15 protein-coding genes and 2 pseudogenes are annotated in these 15,665 nt (G+C 73.9%); 10 read left to right on the forward strand and 7 right to left on the reverse strand.

Annotated elements, in window-relative coordinates:
• Positions 1–40 precede the first annotated feature (40 nt).
• Positions 41–235, forward strand: a complete 195-nt coding sequence (locus ACH4J0_RS02555) for a hypothetical protein (RefSeq protein WP_396235838.1) — start codon at positions 41–43, stop codon at positions 233–235.
• Here the strand turns inward: ACH4J0_RS02555 and ACH4J0_RS02560 are convergent.
• Entirely contained in the window at positions 193–1,344 is a 1,152-nt protein-coding gene (locus tag ACH4J0_RS02560) for a citrate synthase/methylcitrate synthase (RefSeq protein ID WP_396235839.1), read from the reverse strand. The genes ACH4J0_RS02555 and ACH4J0_RS02560 overlap by 43 nt on opposite strands.
• A gap of 141 nt (positions 1,345–1,485) precedes the next feature.
• On the opposite strand from ACH4J0_RS02560, the gene ACH4J0_RS02565 reads away from it, so the two are divergent.
• The gene (locus ACH4J0_RS02565) at positions 1,486–2,754 is read left to right on the forward strand and encodes a citrate synthase (RefSeq protein ID WP_396235840.1); all 1,269 of its coding nucleotides are present in this window, start codon (positions 1,486–1,488) and stop codon (positions 2,752–2,754) included.
• 137 nt (positions 2,755–2,891) lie between these two features.
• On the opposite strand, the gene ACH4J0_RS02570 is transcribed toward ACH4J0_RS02565, so the two are convergent.
• Entirely contained in the window at positions 2,892–3,620 is a 729-nt protein-coding gene (locus tag ACH4J0_RS02570; protein ID WP_396235841.1) for a hypothetical protein, read from the reverse strand.
• 137 nt (positions 3,621–3,757) lie between these two features.
• Here ACH4J0_RS02570 and ACH4J0_RS02575 point away from each other — a divergent pair, with 137 nt between their 5' ends.
• The gene (locus tag ACH4J0_RS02575; RefSeq protein WP_396235842.1) at positions 3,758–4,426 is read left to right on the forward strand and encodes a Teneurin-2; all 669 of its coding nucleotides are present in this window, start codon (positions 3,758–3,760) and stop codon (positions 4,424–4,426) included.
• Positions 4,427–4,489: 63 nt separating this feature from the next.
• On the opposite strand, the gene ACH4J0_RS02580 is transcribed toward ACH4J0_RS02575, so the two are convergent.
• Together ACH4J0_RS02580 and ACH4J0_RS02585 are read right to left on the reverse strand one after the other, a co-directional pair.
• Positions 4,490–5,650 carry an SGNH/GDSL hydrolase family protein gene (locus ACH4J0_RS02580; protein ID WP_396235843.1) on the reverse strand — a complete coding sequence of 387 codons (1,161 nt, stop codon included), beginning with the start codon at positions 5,648–5,650 and terminating at the stop codon, positions 4,490–4,492.
• A 142-nt stretch (positions 5,651–5,792) separates the two neighbouring features.
• Positions 5,793–6,917: a Ku protein gene (locus ACH4J0_RS02585; RefSeq protein ID WP_396235844.1), complete on the reverse strand. Its 1,125-nt coding sequence runs from the start codon at positions 6,915–6,917 to the stop codon at positions 5,793–5,795.
• A 270-nt stretch (positions 6,918–7,187) separates the two neighbouring features.
• Here ACH4J0_RS02585 and ACH4J0_RS02590 point away from each other — a divergent pair, with 270 nt between their 5' ends.
• From ACH4J0_RS02590 to ACH4J0_RS02610, 5 genes and pseudogenes are all read left to right on the forward strand, one after another.
• On the forward strand, positions 7,188–7,532 hold the full coding sequence (locus ACH4J0_RS02590; protein ID WP_396235845.1) for a hypothetical protein: 345 nt from the start codon (positions 7,188–7,190) through the stop codon (positions 7,530–7,532).
• A 10-nt stretch (positions 7,533–7,542) separates the two neighbouring features.
• Positions 7,543–7,824, forward strand: coding sequence for a DUF6296 family protein (locus tag ACH4J0_RS02595; protein WP_396235846.1), 282 nt, complete (start codon positions 7,543–7,545; stop codon positions 7,822–7,824).
• Positions 7,825–8,093: 269 nt separating this feature from the next.
• Positions 8,094–9,308 (forward strand): saccharopine dehydrogenase family protein, encoded by a 1,215-nt coding sequence (locus tag ACH4J0_RS02600; RefSeq protein ID WP_396235847.1) that lies wholly within the window; start codon positions 8,094–8,096, stop codon positions 9,306–9,308.
• A gap of 10 nt (positions 9,309–9,318) precedes the next feature.
• Positions 9,319–9,666, forward strand: a pseudogene (locus ACH4J0_RS02605) (helix-turn-helix transcriptional regulator); the annotation flags it as partial.
• Positions 9,667–9,915: 249 nt separating this feature from the next.
• A complete protein-coding gene (locus ACH4J0_RS02610; protein WP_396235848.1) occupies positions 9,916–11,421 on the forward strand; it encodes a PP2C family protein-serine/threonine phosphatase in 1,506 nt (501 codons plus the stop codon).
• 433 nt (positions 11,422–11,854) lie between these two features.
• On the opposite strand, the gene ACH4J0_RS02615 is transcribed toward ACH4J0_RS02610, so the two are convergent.
• The 3 genes and pseudogenes from ACH4J0_RS02615 to ACH4J0_RS02625 all read right to left on the reverse strand — a co-directional run bounded on the left by ACH4J0_RS02615 (position 11,855) and on the right by ACH4J0_RS02625 (position 13,560).
• The gene (locus ACH4J0_RS02615; RefSeq protein ID WP_396235849.1) at positions 11,855–12,277 is read right to left on the reverse strand and encodes an alpha/beta fold hydrolase; all 423 of its coding nucleotides are present in this window, start codon (positions 12,275–12,277) and stop codon (positions 11,855–11,857) included.
• A gap of 101 nt (positions 12,278–12,378) precedes the next feature.
• Positions 12,379–12,501 (reverse strand): annotated as a pseudogene (locus ACH4J0_RS02620) (flavodoxin family protein); the annotation flags it as partial.
• 63 nt (positions 12,502–12,564) lie between these two features.
• Positions 12,565–13,560: an ion transporter gene (locus ACH4J0_RS02625; protein ID WP_396235850.1), complete on the reverse strand. Its 996-nt coding sequence runs from the start codon at positions 13,558–13,560 to the stop codon at positions 12,565–12,567.
• Between the two features lie 123 nt (positions 13,561–13,683).
• Here ACH4J0_RS02625 and ACH4J0_RS02630 point away from each other — a divergent pair, with 123 nt between their 5' ends.
• Positions 13,684–14,598 (forward strand): YhjD/YihY/BrkB family envelope integrity protein, encoded by a 915-nt coding sequence (locus ACH4J0_RS02630; protein ID WP_396235851.1) that lies wholly within the window; start codon positions 13,684–13,686, stop codon positions 14,596–14,598.
• Positions 14,599–14,780: 182 nt separating this feature from the next.
• A complete protein-coding gene (locus tag ACH4J0_RS02635) occupies positions 14,781–15,461 on the forward strand; it encodes a hypothetical protein (protein ID WP_396235852.1) in 681 nt (226 codons plus the stop codon).
• The last annotated feature ends 204 nt before the right edge of the window (positions 15,462–15,665 follow it).

Consider the following 15,665-nt stretch of genomic DNA (forward strand, 5'->3'; position numbering starts at 1 on the left):
CCGTCCGCACCTCGCAAGAACCCTCCGAGGAGACCACCACATGAACCCGCACCACGCGATCCCGCTCCTGCTGGACCCGCCCGTCGAGACCGCGCACCCCACGGGTCCGCGCGACGACACCGATGCCCAGCCCGCCGTCACTCCCGTGGCACCCGCCCAGTGGCCGCCGTGCGTCCTGGGCAGGCAGACCGCTCAGGCCGTCGGCAGCGGCGCCGGGGCTGCCGGGCCGGTGTAGCGGGCCGACGGACGGATGATCTTGGAGTCGGCGGCCTGCTCCAGGATGTTGGCACTCCAGCCGATCGCCCGGCCCGCGGCGAAGGTGGGGGTGAACATCTCCCGGGGCAGGCCGCACAGGTGCATCACCACGCCGGCGTAGAACTCCACGTTGGTGTGGAGTTCGCGCCCCGGCTTCAGCTCCGCCAGGATCGCCTCGACCTTGGCCTCGACCCGGACGGCGAGGTCGACCAACTCGCCGCCGAAGGACTGCGCGACCCCGCGCAGCATCCGGGAGCGCGGATCCTCGGTGCGGTAGACGGCGTGGCCGAAGCCCATGATCCGGTCGCCGGCCAGGACGTGTTCGCGGATCCAGCCGTCGATCCGCTCCGGAGTGCCGATCGCGTCCAGCGTGTCCAGCGCCCGGCTGGGCGCGCCGCCGTGCAGCGGTCCGGAGAGCGCCCCGAGCCCGCCGACCAGGCAGGCCACCAGGTCGGCGCCGGTGGAGGCGATCACCCGCGCGGTGAAGGTGGAGGCGTTGAAGCCGTGGTCGACGGTGGAGATCAGGTACTGCTCGATCGCCCGGGCCTTGGCCGGCTCGGGCTCCTCACCGGTCAGCATGTAGAGGTAGTTGGCGGCGTGGCCGAGGTCCTCGCGCGGCTCCACCGGCTGCTCGCCGTTCTGCAGCCGGTGCAGCGCGGTGAGGATGGTGGGCACCAGCGCGGTGGCGAACAGGGCGTCCTCGACCCGCTGTTCGGGCGCGGTGTCGTAGAGCGGCCGGATGCCGCGGTCGGCAGCGGCGATCGAGAGCGCGGCGCCCAGGGCGGTGAGCGGGCCGCCGTGCGCGGTGCTCGCCGCGAGGGCGGGCAGCAGTGGGCGCAGCGCGTCGGGCAGTCGGCGCAGTGGCGCCGTGCGGGCCAGGAAGGCGGCGCGGCGGGCGGGGGCGGGGAGTTCGCCGAGCAGCATCAGGTGCCAGACGTCCTCCAGGGTGCGCTGTTCGGCGAGGTCGATCGCCGAGTACTGCCGGTAGTGGTAGAAGCCCTCCAGCCCGCGGACGTCGCTGAGTCGGGTCTCGGTGACCACGACGCCCTTGAGGCCGCGCGGGACCTCGGTCTCGGTGGTGTTCGGCATGGCGGCAGTCCTCCTGAGGGGTTCGTTCCCGTTGGCGTTCTGTACTCTCCGATCATTGATCCATGTTGTCAACGTTGATTCAAATCAATGTGGAATACTGTGGATCACCATCAAGACACGGCACGAGGACGAGGGCAGACCATGGCCGAACGCCTGACCACCCAGCAGGTCGCCGAGCAGCTCGGGGTCAAGGTGGAGACGGTGTACGCCTACGCCAGCCGCGGCCAGCTCAGCAGCGAGCGGGCCCCGGGCGGCAAGGGCAGCACCTTCGACGCCCGCGAGGTGGCCGAACTGGCCGCCCGCGGCCGCCGCGCCCCGCTGCGCCCGCCGGCCGGCGAACCGTCGGGCGCCGAACCGTGGCCCGGTGGACCGGTCACGGTGCGGACCGAGCTGACCCTGATCGAGAACGGCCGGCTCTACTACCGCGGCCGGGACGCCGTCCGACTCGCCGCCGAGCACGGCTTCGAGGCCGCGGTCGCCTGGCTCTGGGGGCTCGGCACCGACGCCCCCGTGGAACTGCGGGTGCCGCCCGCCACCGCCGAGGCCCTCACCCGGGCCGCCGCCGCACTGCCCGACGGGATCCGGCTGCCCGACCGGCTGCGGATCTCCGCCACCGTGGCCGCCGCGCTCGACCCGCTCCGCTTCGACCTGCGCGAACAGACCGTACTGGCGGCCGGGGCGGCACTGATCGCCGGAATGGTCGAGGCCCTGCCCCGCACCGCGCCCGACCCCGGCCCCGGCGCCACGCTCGCGGCGCGGCTGTGGAGCCGACTCGCCACCGCCGCGCCCGCACCCGGGGCACTGGCCTGCCTGGACCGCGCCCTGGTCCTGCTCCTCGACCACGAGCTGGCCGTGTCCACGGTGGCCGCCCGGGTCGCGGCCTCGGCGCGGGCCCACCCGTACGCGGTGGTCTCGGCCGGCCTCGGCGCCACCGACGGTCCGCTGCACGGCGCGGCCAGCCCGCTGGCGCACCGGATGCTCGCCGAGGTGCTGACCGACGGCGCCGTACCGGTGGTCTCCGACTACCTGCGCACCGGCCGGGCGATCCCCGGCCTCGGCCACCGGCTCTACCCGGAGGGCGACCCCCGGGCGGTCGCCCTGCTCGCCGCCGTCGGCCGGCTCGACGGCGGCGCGGCCGTGGTGAGGGCGGTCGCTGAGGTCGAGGCGGCGGCCGGCCCGGCCGGGCGCCCGGCCCTGCGGGCCAACATCGACCTGGCCCTGGCCGCCCTGGCCCTCGCCGCCGGCCTGCCGGCCGAGGCCGGGGAGGTGGTCTTCGCGGTGGCCCGCACCCCGGGCTGGCTGGCCCACGCGGTGGAGGAGTACCGCGAGGAGCCGCTACGGATGCGGGCCCGCGGCAGCTACACCGGCCCACGGCCGACGGATCCGCGATCCGGCCCGGGAACCACCTGACCCGCGTTCAAGGCCGCGCGTTCACGGCGGCGGAATCACGGCGGCCAGGCGGTGGCCGTCCCGGTGAGGGCCGGGCCGGAGGCTGCCGCCGAGGCCGCGCACGAGCGCGGCGGGACCCACAGCACCCTCCCGCGCCGTCACTCGCCCGGCGGGTTCCGGTCCAGGTAGCGGAGGCTCTGCCGGAGGTACGCCCGCGGGTTGGTGGTCAGGTGGCGGGCCCAGGCGGGCTTGGTCTCGCCGCGCCGGTGGGCGTAGCAGGCCAGTGCGTAGCCGAGCATCTGCTCGCTCAGGTACCCGAGCCGCGTGTACGACCACCCCCGGTTGTCCTGCCTGAAGTCGAAGGCGGAGTTGGCGGTGAAGATGCCGAGCCCGAAGTGGACCGTCAGCAGGTCGGTGAGCGGCTCGTGGTCGCGCCGGTCGGCGGCGATGCGCTGCTCGTCGAGGAGGCGGACGTGCCCCAGCTCGTGGGCGATGGTGGCGACCAGGGCGACCGGACGGGCGGCCTGGCGCTGGTCGACGGCGATCACCGGTCGCCCGTTCTCGCGCCGGTAGTGCCCTGCGGCGTAGCGGGACTTCTGGGCGAGCCTGAGGTCGGCGACCATGGCGGCCTCGCCGTCGTCCGGCTCGATCTCGATCGTCAAGCGGTCGGGCGCCACGTCCAGGTATCCGCAGAGCTGGGCGATGACGCTACGGATGTCCTCCTCGGAGCCCTCATACGGCCCAGGGAAGTACTCGGCGGTCGGCAGGACGGGCGCCCGGTCCAGCACGCCACGGCCGAACTCGGCCGTCAGCCAGGCCATCGACTCGCCTATCCACGCCCGTTCCTGCGGCCCGACCGGGCACTGCGGTGAGAACAGCGCCGCCATGACACCCCCCAGTGATCACGGCCATCATGCCACTCGGCACGTGCCACTCGGCACCCGGAATTCCCCCGGCTCCACGGCACGCCCACGTTGGGTGGCTGCCGGCGGCCGGCACCGATCCGACGGTATTGGTGACCGCCATGAAGAGCGCTCGTAGCGCCGGGCCGACCACCTCGCCGTCGGAGCCTCCGGCGGGCCGTGCCATCGTGACGGTCGCCGGTCGCGGTGTCGGCGGCAGCGCCGGTGACGGTGGGCCGGCGGTCCAGCTGGGCTTCCCCTCCGGGCTGGCGGTCGACGCGGCGGGGAACGTGTACATCGCCGATCACGCCAACCACCGGGTGCGCCGGCTGGACGGCGACGGCGTGGTGGTCACCGTGGCCGGGGACGGCGTGCGCGGCGACGGAGGGGACGGCGGTGCGGCGGGTGCGGCCCGGCTGGGGTTCCCGGCCGCGGTGGCGGTGGACGCCCACGGAAACCTGTTCATCGCCGACGAGGTGAACCACCGGGTCCGACGGGTGGACCCGGAGGTGCTGATCGACACGGTGGCCGGCGACGGCAGCAGGGGCGGGGCGGGTGACGGCGGTGCGGCCACGGCCGCGCAGCTCTCGTCCCCGTGTTCGGTGGCCGTGGACGCCGCGGGGGTGCTGTACATCGCGGACACCGACAACCGCCGGGTGCGGCGCGTGGACGGCGTCGACGGCGAGCCCGACGCCCGGCCCGGCCGCCACACCGACGGCGCGGCCCGGATCGGCGCCGCGGCGCCGGTCGTCCTCCACGCCACCGTCCTCGGACCGGAGACGGACGGCTGAACGCCGTGAGCACCGTGCGGACCCGCTTCCAGCACCGCACCTGACCCACCCCCGGCGTGCGCCCTACGGCGCGAACGGCCCACCGCGGCCGAAGGCCAGGGCGGCGAAGCGTTCGGCGATCCGCCGGTGACCGGGCTGGTCCGGATGCACCCCGTCGGGCAGCGGTAGCTCGTCGTGGTCGGCCGGGCCGTACAGTTCACGGCCGTCCAGGTAGTGCAGGTTCGGGTCCCAGGCGGAGCGCCGACCGGTGATCCGGGCCAGCTCCGTACGGATGACGCCCAGGGTCAGTCGGCCGAGGGCGACCTCGGCCGGATCGCCGCCGGCCCGGAACCGGGGCCGTCCGTCGGCGACGTCCGTGACCAACGGGCCCGGTGTGTCCTCGTGGAGCGGGCAGAACACCGAGGAGACCACCAGCAGCGGCACCTCGGGGTGCCCGTCCCGGATGGTGTCGAGGAAGCCGTGCACCGCCGCGGTGAAGGCGCGCAGCCGCATCAGGTCGGTGTTGACCAGGTTGATGCCGAGCTTGACGCTGATCAGGTCCGCCGGGGTGTCCCGGATCACCCGCGCCACGAAGGGATCGAGCAGCGCGTTGCCGCCGAAGCCGAGGTTGACCAGGTCCACCCCGCCCGCGGTCGCGGCCAGCACCGGCCAGGTTCCCGTCGGGCCGGCGGCGTCGGAGCCGTGGCTGATCGAGCTGCCGTGGTGCACCCAGACCCGACGGCCCCGCTGCGGCGCCGCCTCGACCGGGGCGTCGGTGCGCAGCGCGATCAGCTCGGCGACCTCCTGGTACGGCAGCCAGAGTTCGACGTCCTTGTCGCCGGCGGGCAGGTCGGCGAACCGGACGGTGCCGGGCGGTCCGGGCCGCAGCTCGGCGGTCCCGGTCGTCAGGTCGACCACCCGCAGGTGGCCGCCGCTCGCCGCGGCCCTCCCGGCGAGTCGGCCGTCGACGACCAGCTCGAAGTGGGCCGCCGGGCGCGGAGGGAAGCCCACGTAGCTCGTCCTGGTGCACCGCACTTCCAGCTCGACGGTCCGGGCCCGGGTGCGGAAGGCCAACCGCACCCCGGAGGGCTGCGCCGCCATCGCGGTCAGGAACTCGTCCGGGAACTCCCGACGCACCCAGCGGGGCAGTCGCTGGGGCAGCACCCCGTGCTCGGTGTGCTCCACGTCCAGCGCTCCGCGCAGCAGCGGCTCGACGGGTGTGGTGACCAGTGCTCGATCCTGCATGACCGCAGCTTTCCCAACGGGTGACCGTGACCTCGACGCGCAGGCGCCTTCCCCGACCTGCCGGCCCGGAAACGGCTCCGGTCATGCGGCGGCGTGCGTCCGCCGGAGGCCTTCTCGACGGCCTTCCGGAGTTCCTCACGGTTCATGGTCGAACGGTGCGGGATGTCCAACTACGCTGCTCTCTCGTAGAGTTGAGCCTTGGTGAGCTCCTTCGGGTCCTCACCGCCGGCGGGCTTCGGCACCGGGCCGCCCTGACGGGACGCCCGTGGGCGTGGCCGCTCGCCGCCGCGGGCGGTTTCCAGGCTCTGCCGGAGCACCTCCATGAGGTCGACGACGTCGGTGGTCTCCGGCGGTGCGCCCTTGGAGACGGCGATCTCCCGTCCCTCGGCCTTGGCCTCGACCAGCTCGCGGACCGGTACTCCTTGCCCCGCATGCTGAACAGGGCCAACCCGGCCCGGTTGGACCGGGTGAGTGCCCGGGTCAGCAGCTGGTAGACCTTCGTGTGCTCGGGTGCCGAGGGCGCGACGTAGTAGGTCCGGTCGAAGTAGATCGGCTCCACGTCGGCCAGGTCGACGAAGCCGCTGATCTCGATCGTGCGGCCCCTCCCCGGTGAGAGCTCCTCAGTTCCTTGGGCTCGACCACCACGTACTGGCCCTCCGACAGTTCGTACCCCTTGACGATCCTGCACCGGTCTGCCCGTCCGCGCGGACGACCGGGGTTTCACCGGCTCCTCCGCTTCCGCCGCCCCGTCGGCGGCCTCATCGGCGGCCTCGTGGGCGGTCGGGAACGCGGCGGGCAGGATGCTCGGTTCCTCCAGGGCGGTGGACAAGCTCCCGGCGGCGAACTCGGCCGCCGCGTCCGCGTCGGCCAGCGCGGCCCGCAGGGTCCGCTCCACCTCCCGCAGCTGCGCCTCGCCGACCGCCACCCCCGCGTCGGCGGCAGCATCGCGGGCCTGCCCGGTGAGGGCGGCCACGAGATGGTGGCGCCGCGCGGAGAGGTCACGCAGCGCGGCCCCGGCCAGCTCGCCCTGGGCCCGCCGCAACGCCACTCCGAGTTCCAGCAGGGCGCTGACCTGCTCCGGATGGACCCGGACGAGCCGGTTGACCGCGAACGCCGACGCCGTCGGTCGCCGCAGGGCCTTGATCCGGGCCGCGAGCTGCCGGTCGCCCGCGTTCCTCGCCTCGGCGACGGCCCGGTCCCGGGCGGCGGTGAACTCGGAGGGCGGGACGGCGTACAGCGCCGCCGCCACCTCGTCCAAGCCGTCCACGGCCCACCTCCTCACCCGGCCAGGGCGGTCGCCCGGTACGACCGGGTCTCCCCCTCGAGCCCTCGGGCTCCGGCCCGAAGGGCGGCACACGGCCGCCCCCATGCGTCGAGGCTCGGGCACCGCCGACGTTCCCACATCCGGGGGTGGGCCGTCCGAGGCCGGGCGGAACTCCCCGTAGGACCGGCCGTCGGGTCCCGGTCACCGTCCGGCATTCGTCGGGATGGCATCCCCCGACTGCACGAAGGCCCGGAACGACGTAGCGTCCGTGACATGAATGGCGACCACACTGCTGTCCGGACCGTGGGGGTCCGGTCCCTCCAGGAGGTCTTCGACGCGCTGGCGCAGACCGACGGCCTCCCTGCCTCCCCCGGCGGCTACCGGCTCGGCGTGATGAACGCCTACCGCTGGGCGCTCGGCACCCAGGTAGCCGGGCCCATCACCCGCGCCGCCGCCGTCGGGAACACCATCCCCTGCCGGACCCAACTCCTGGCCGAGTGCCAGGCCGCCGCCGTCGAGATCCGCTACGGAGCACCGGCACAGACCGATCCCGACTACGCACTCGGCGCCTACGAAGCCATGGCCTGGCTCTGCGGCCACCACGACGAACACCCCTAGGCCCGGTCCCATGCCTCCGACCCTCCACCACGCCCCGCTCGACGTCCACGGCCGGTCCGCGGACCTCGCTGCCACGGCGAACGCCCGCTGCGGGTACCTGCTCTGCCTGCGCGACGACGCGGGACGCGACCGTACGATCCCGGTGACCGTCACCGGGCGCCTGGGCCCCGCCGGCCACCCGGTCTACGCCGACCAGGACGGCACGGTGCAGGTCGAGATCACCGACGACGGCCGCCACCGCGCCCTCACCGGAGGCTGCGCCCCGATCATCGCCGCCACGCCCTTGATCTGACGCCGGCGCCCGGAAGAACCCTGCCGCCCGACTCCCCGGGGCGGCGGGCTTCCGGGGCCGCCTCCCGCCTCAACGGCCTCGACCTGTCCGAGGACCCGGGGCTGATCGCGGTGACCGACGGCGAGGTGGGCGTGTTCTGGTCCTTCCTCGCGCACTGACCCGCGCCCGGCCCCGGCGCGCCCGCAGGCCGGGGCCCTTCCGCCGCGTTGACAGTGCCACGCCGGGCTCCTAGCGTGGCGCAGTCGATGACCCGCGAGTAGGGACTGTGGATGGCCGAGCCTCGCCCGTACGACCTCGTCCTGTTCGGTGCCACCGGGTTCACCGGCGGACTCACCGCCGAGTACCTGGCCCGGACCGTGCCCGAAGGGTGCCGCTGGGCACTCGCGGGACGGGACGGGCGCAGGCTGGCCGCCGTCCGGACGAAGCTCGCGCAGGTCGACCCGCGCTGCGCCGGCCTCCCCCTGCTGGTCGCGGACGCCGCGGACCGCGAGGCGCTGCGTGCCGTCGCCGCCGGAGCCCGGGTGGTGATCTCCACGGTCGGCCCGTACCTGCGGCACGGCGAGCCGCTGGTGGCGGCCTGCGCGGACACCGGCACCGACTACGTGGACCTCACCGGCGAGCCGGAGTTCGTCGACCGGATGTACCTCCGGCACCACGAGCGGGCGGTGGCCACCGGCGCGCGGCTGGTGCACGCCTGCGGCTTCGACTCCGTGCCGCACGACCTCGGAGTGCTGTTCACCGTCGAGGAGTTGCTGCGCCGCGGTGGCCCGGCGCCCCGGGTCTCGGTCGAGGGCTTCGTCCGCGCCGGCGGCACCGTCTCCGGCGGCACCTTCGCCTCGGCGATGACGGCCCTATCCCGACCGCGGGCGATGGCCCGGGCCGCCCGGGCTCGCCGCGCGGCGGAGCCCCGGCCGGAGGGACGGCTGGTCCGCACTCCCGCCGGACGGCCGCACCGCTCGCGGGCGGCCCGGGCGTGGGCGCTGCCGTTGCCCACGATCGACCCGCAGGTGGTGTCCCGCTCGGCCGCCGCACTGGACGGGTACGGCCCGGACTTCGGCTACGCGCACTACGCGGCGGTGCGACGGCTGCCGGTCGCCCTCGGCGGCGTCGCCGCGGTGGCGGCGGTCGCCCTCGCCGCCCAACTGCCGCTGCTGCGCCGGGCCGTGGGGCGGCTGCGCAAGCCCGGCGACGGGCCGGGTGCGGAGCAGCGGGCGCGGTCCTGGTTCGCCGTCCGCTTCGTGGCGCGGGCGCGGGACGGCCGGACGGTCCTCACCGAGGTGTCCGGGGGTGACCCCGGCTACCAGGAGACCGCCAAGATGCTGGCGGAGTCGGCGCTCTGTCTGGCGTACGACGACCTGCCGCCCCGGGCCGGGCAGCTGACCACGGCGGTGGCGATGGGGCGGCCGCTGATCGACCGGCTGATCGCGGCGGGCATCTCCTTCCGGGTGGTGGACACCCCGCCGATGACCGCCCCGGGCCGGTAGCGCCCGCCTCCCCGACCCCGCCGGAGGCCCCAGCGCCGGCGGCGGACTCCACCTCGCCTTCCGCCGCGAACTGGAGCGCTCCTTCGCCACCACCCGCTCCGTCGAGGACTACGCCGCCCGCCTCGGCTACTCCCCCCGCACCCTCACCCGTGCCTGCCTGGCCGCGACCGGCCGCACCGCCAAGCAGCTCGCCGACGCCCGCGTCGCCCTCCAGGCCCAACGCCTCCTCGCCCACACCGACCTGCCCGTCGCCGCGATCGGCCGCGCCCTCGGCTTCACCGAACCCACCAACGTCGGCAAGTTCTTCACCCGCGAGACCGGCCGGACCCCGGGCGCCTTCCGCCGTGCCCAACGCTGACACCCAGCCCCGATCCGGACCCGCCGCGGCACGGGCGGCTTCTGCGAGGAGTGCCGGCAGCCCCGCGGGCCTCGTCCCACCGGTACCGTCGCCCTCGTCTCAGGGGCGCCTCCGCCGTCGCTCTCAGCAGGGGCAGCGCCGTGGTGGTTGGGTGGACCGGCGACGTGACATGCTCGTTGCATGGTGGACTACGAGGAGCCGGCAGCGCCGGGGCCGGGCGGTGGCCCTACGGCAGGCAGTGACGGCGCCGTGCCTGTGGTCCGGGAGGTCCTGGCCGTCCTTCCCGGTTCGGCGGTCTTCCTCCAGCCGGAGTTCGGGCCCGCCGGTGAGGTCAAGGATCTTCGATTCGTGGCCGCCTCACCCGAGGCGGTCGACATCGGCGGGCGCCGAGGACCGGACCTGGTCGGGCTGAGCATCCTGGAGACGTATCCGGGAGTGGACGGCACCGACCTGTGGCAGGGCTACCTTCGGGCGCTGGAGACCAGGACCGGTTATCAAGGCGAGCTGGTCTACGAGGAGACCGCCGCCGGTGTCCCGCGCACGTCCCGGTACAGCGTGCGCGCCGTGTCCTGCCAGGGCGGACTGGTCGCCTCCTGGGAGCGCCTGGACAGCGGCGAACGCGAACAGCAACGGCTGGCGCTCATGCAGCGACTGGGACGGATGGGCTGGGTGGACCGGGACCTGGTCCACGGCGGGATCACCTGGTCCGACGAGGTGTACTCGATCTTCGGGCGGGACCGGTCGCTGGGCCCGATGACGCTGGAGGACCTGTCCGCCTACGCCGACGAGGACCGTCTGGCCCTGGAAGACGCGGTCCGGCGCCTGCTGAAGGTCGGCGAAGCGATCGACAACACCTTCCGCCTCAGCCTGCCCCACGGCGCAGTGCGGGACGTGCGGATAGTCGCCGAGGCCGAAATGGACGCCCACGGCCATCCCGTCCAGGTCCACGGCCTGTTCCAGGACCTCACCGCCGCCAGACACGCCGAACAGCAGCTGTTGGAGCACCAGCAGAACGCGCTCGCCCAGCAGAGCCTGCTGGCCGCCGAACGCGACCTCGCCGCCCGCCTCCAGGACACCCTCCTCCCCGTGCCCCAGCAGGTGCTGCGCCTGAGCGGCCTCACCGTCGACGTCGCCTACCGGCCCCTCCAGGAAGGGCTCAACCTGGGCGGAGACTGGTACAGCGCCATCGAACTGCCCGACGGCAACGCGCTGCTCGTCGTCGGCGACGTCGCCGGCCACGGACTCGACGCCGTGGCGACCATGGCCCTGCTGCGCTTCACCGCCAAGGGCATGGCCATCACGGGCACGCCCCTGCCGACGATCCTCGCCAGCTTGAACACCCTGCTGCTGCACACCCCCGACCGGAACTTCAACACGGCGAGCATGATCATGGCCGTGTACCAGCCCGCCACCTCCCGACTGACCTGGGTGCGGGCCGGCCACCCACCGCCCCTCCTCCTTCGCCAGGGCCGGGCCCGCTACCTGCCGGCCCCCGAAGGGATCCTGCTGGGCGCGACCGACACGCCCCGCTACGAGCCGGCCACCCTCGACCTGCTGCCCGGCGACCACCTGCTCCTCTACACGGACGGCCTGGTCGAGAACCCGGGCGAGCCCATCGACGACGGTTTGGCCCGCCTGGCCCGCACCGCCCCGGCCCACCTCGACTCGGCGGCCTTCCTCGACGGGCTCGTCGAGGCGCTCGTCACCCCGGATGCCCGACGCGACGACATCTGCGCCCTGCACGTCAGCCGCTGACCAGACCGCGCCGCGCCGCTGACCGCAGCGTGCCGCCGGCCGACCGAAAGGGTGCGGCGGGTCAGGTCGGTCCCGCCAGGGCGAGGGTCCGGTGGACCTGCTGTTCCGTGTGGTGGAGGTCACGGGGGTCGGGGGCGGCGATGAGGTAGGACCAGGTGCCGGCGACGGCGGGGTCCGTTCATCAGGACGACCTGGTGCTCCCGGCCGGGCTCGTGGGTGAGGCCGGCTCGGGCGAGGCGGTCGACGCCTTCGGCGAGCGTGAGCGGGGTGTCGGCGGTGGGGCCGCGGGCGTCGTAGAGCCAGGCCGGGGCGCGGCCGTGGTCGGCGTCCGGTGCGGTCGAGACTGGCTTGCACCCGGGCGCCGAAGGAACCGGCCGGAGTGTTGGCGAGGAACAGTTCACGGCTGCGCGCCTCGCTCCAGGGCACCTGGCCCTCACCGTCGAGCGGGGAGGCGAGGCGGTGGGCGTGGGCGCGCAGCGTCAGCTGCCGGTAGAACGGGCCGCGGGCCTTGCCGATCGCCCGCATCAGGGCCTTCCACGGCTTGGAGTCGACCGGGTTGGCCGCGAATCCGCCGGACAGGGCCAGGGCGCACAGGCCCCGCGGGCGGCGGGTGGCGGGTGGCGAGCGCCAACGCGATGTTCGCGCCGCACGAGTCGCCGACCAGCACGAAGTCGTCCAGGTCCGCGACCGCGCTCTCGACGTGGTCGGCGTAGCGCTCGATGTCGTTGACGCCTTCGGGCAGGCGCAGCGTGCGCTTCGGGGCGTCGCCGTAGAGGGCGAGCTGCTCGGCGCTCCACGGAGCGCCGGAGAAGCAGGGGATGAAGACGAGGGTCGAATTCTTCGCCGAAGTGTTCATATCGGACACATTGCACAACACATGTGTCATGACATAAGTCATCTGGATCACATGGGGCCGCCGCACGAGATCGACAGGCTCCCGCGCGGTGCCGAGACGGAAGTGGCGCGGCGGTTGGTGAAGTCGTTCTCCGGGCCGCCCGAGCCGGGGTGCAGGTAGGACGGACCGGGCCCGGCCGCGCCGACCCAGCCGGCGTCGGCCTGAGGCGGGAGGGCGCCGCCCACGGCATGGTCCGCGTCCTCGGACTCACCGGGCAGAGGCCCGCTGGGCCTCCACGCGGGCATGACTCAGTGGCCGTCTCCGAACCCGTCCGGGGGCTGTTCCGAGCGAGTCACGGCGAGCCGCTCGGCCAAGTCGACGACCTGGCGACGCAACGCCGCCACCTCTTCGGTCAGCGCCTCCAGGGCGGCACTGTCGGGCGTGGCGGTGGGCGATGGCGACCCGCCGGTCGCCTCGGACGCCGTCCCACCCGGGTCGAGCCGGAAGAAGCTCGCCAAGGCTCCCGCCAGCACGCCCAGCACGGCGATGCCGGTGACCATGATGGCCGCCGCCACCCAGCGCCCTGTCAACGTCTCGGGGACGATGTCGCCGTAACCGACCGTGGTGAGGGTCACGATGCCCCACCACAGGGCATCGCCCACCGTCGCGAACTCGGGGTTGACCGCGTGCTCGGCGCGGTAGGTGGTCAGCGAACCCACCAGCACGATTCCGATCGCCACCACCGCTACCCGCCCCAGCTGCTCGAACAGGTGCCGGGCTCCTCTGCTGGCCATCACCAAACGGGCCAGGCGAGCCAGGCGGAGGACGACCGCGAAACGGCCCGTGGAGGCGCCGGGAAGCAGGAACCAGGGTGCGGTGGCCACCAACACGAACAGGTCGAGGCAGCCCGGCCTGGTGCGTCCGAAGCGGTGAACGTGACGGACGTGCACGACGTAGTCGACCAGGAACACCAGCCAGGTGGCGATGCCGACGACGACGCCGACCACCCCGCTCGACTGCGGGACGATCACGAACGGCAGAACGGCCGAGACCAGGATCGGAAGCTGCATCGCGGCGTCGAAGCGCGTCAGGAACGCCGCATCGCGCGCCGACCGGGGTTCACCCGGCCGACGCTCCGCCGCGGGGTCGCCGTCCACGCACGCGAGCATGCCAGACGCGTCACCGACTGCCCGCGATCGCGGACGTCGTGGCGCCTCGCCTACGCCGCCCGGCTGACACCCCGTCCCTGCCGCGCAACCGGACCGGACCCGCACGATCGGCGCGTGCGTCCAGCCGGTCGGCACGTGCTCCAGGGTGGTGTCGGAACCGGGCTCACCCGGACCAGCCCGGCTAGGCTCGCATGATCGTCGTCGCGAGCGTGGGAGGTCGGAACGGCACGGGACAAGCGCGAGATCATCCTCGCGGCGATGACGTTCTGGCTGCGTCCGGCTTTCGTGCTGCGCGTTGTCAGACGGTTCCAGCAGGTGGCCGGTTTCGACCGGGCCATGGCCCTGGCGTCCGCCGCGCTGGCGGCCATGGTCCCGCTGGCGATCCTCTACGGCGCGATCCTCGGCCTCCTCGGACTCGACGATGTGGCCGACCACATCGTCAAACGCTACGGACTCACCGGTGACGGGGCCCAGGCCGTCCAGGACGTCCTGGCACCGTCCACCGGCGCGGACACCGGCGTGGACCTCCTGAGCGCCGTCTTCCTGGTGGTCTCGCTGTTGAGCTTCAGCCGGGCGGTGCAGCGGATGTTCGAACAGACCTGGGAACTCAGACCGCTCAGCATGCGCAACACCCCGAACGGCCTGCGCTGGATCCTCGGCCTGCTGGCTTACCTGGCGGCCAACGTCTCGCTGCACCTCGCTCTCGACCGCGGGCGCCACGGTCTGTGGGCTGCGCTGCTGGTGGCGCCACTGACCGGGGCGTTCCTGGTCTGGAGCGGGTGGATCCTGTCCGCCAGACGTATCGGCCCCGCGACCCTGGTGCCGTTCGGTACCGTCGCTGCCGCACTCACCGCGGTGTACTCGGTGGGCACGACCTTCTACTTGCCCTACGTGTTCGACTCCTACGCCAGCCGCTACGGCTCGACGGGCGCGGTCTTCGCGACGCTGACGACCCTGTTCGGTGCGATGACCGCCATCGTCGGATCCGCGACACTGGGACGAGAGGTACACGACGAACTCTGCCGCGTCCGTCGCGGCGACCGCCCTCCCGACGACGAAGTCCTCCAGCAGTGGGAGGCGCTCGTCCAGGAGGTGCGCTCCCGCTGGAGGAGCACAGCGCAACACCGGCCGCACCGTCGGCGACGACGAAGGCCGCGCAAACGGAAGGCGTGACCCGCAGCCGGTCAGCATCCGCGTGGCCGCGCGGGCCCGGGGCGGGAACGACGGGAGGGGTCCGTGTTCAGGCCACCGAGGACAGGGGTGACGCCGCCCGCGCCTCGTCGTAGCAGTGGAGGACGACGGAGTCCGGCCGCGACGGGCGCCGCCGACTGGTCGGCACCGTCGGAGGCCGCTCCGTGTGCCTGACCGAGTACCCGCTGCCGGAGCTCCCGCCACTCGCCGACCTGGTCGGCGGGTACAGCTGCGAGGGGGTGCGCGTCGACGTGTCTCCGCGCACCGGGGGCCCGGCCCCGCGCCTGCGGGTCAGCGTCACCGTCGACGGCGAGCCCGCCACCGCGACGGTGCTCGCCGGACCGACGGGATTCGAGGTGGACGGCGTCACCGTTCCGTTCGTCCGGGCGGTGCCCGAGGTTCCCCCGTGCCTGTACGGGGACTACCGGCTGCGGCTGCCGTCCCGGCCGGGCGGTGTGGAACTCCGGGTCGCGGAGGAGGGCATCAGGCTCGACGGACTGGCCGTCTCCAAGGCCGAGTTGAGCGGCCGACGCCTCGCCTGGCAGGACGGACCGGAGCAAGTACCGGCCGCCGACCTCGCCCTGCTTCTCGACCCGATCACCCTGCATCCGATGCTCCACGGCACCGGACGGACGGCGGACGGCGAACCGTTCCCTCTGGTCTGCATGGTCCCGGTCGACGCCGAGACGGCCCAAGTACTCGCCGGAATGCCGCAGTTCGGCATCCCGGACGGCCCGTGGGCGAACCTGACGGCGCTGGCCGCCGAGGCGAGCCGGGACGGCGGGCTGTTCTGGTGGCACGGCTGGGAGCAGTCGACCACAGCCCTGCGGGAGGGCCCGCGGTAGACCTCCCGCACCGAAGGCCGGTGGGCCGGTCGCACCGAAGGCCGGTCGTACCGAAGACCGGTGGGCCTGTCGTACCGCCGACCGGTCGGCCAGGCGGGTGGTGTCGAGACGGTAAGAAGCGTGTCCCGGTCGTTGGCGCGGCACCCGTGCCTGGATAGACTCGCGCGGCCGACCGAACATCAACTCAAGTTCGGTACCGGAACA

The sequence above is a fragment of the Kitasatospora sp. NPDC017646 genome (assembly GCF_044329365.1).
GTDB lineage: Bacteria > Actinomycetota > Actinomycetes > Streptomycetales > Streptomycetaceae > Kitasatospora.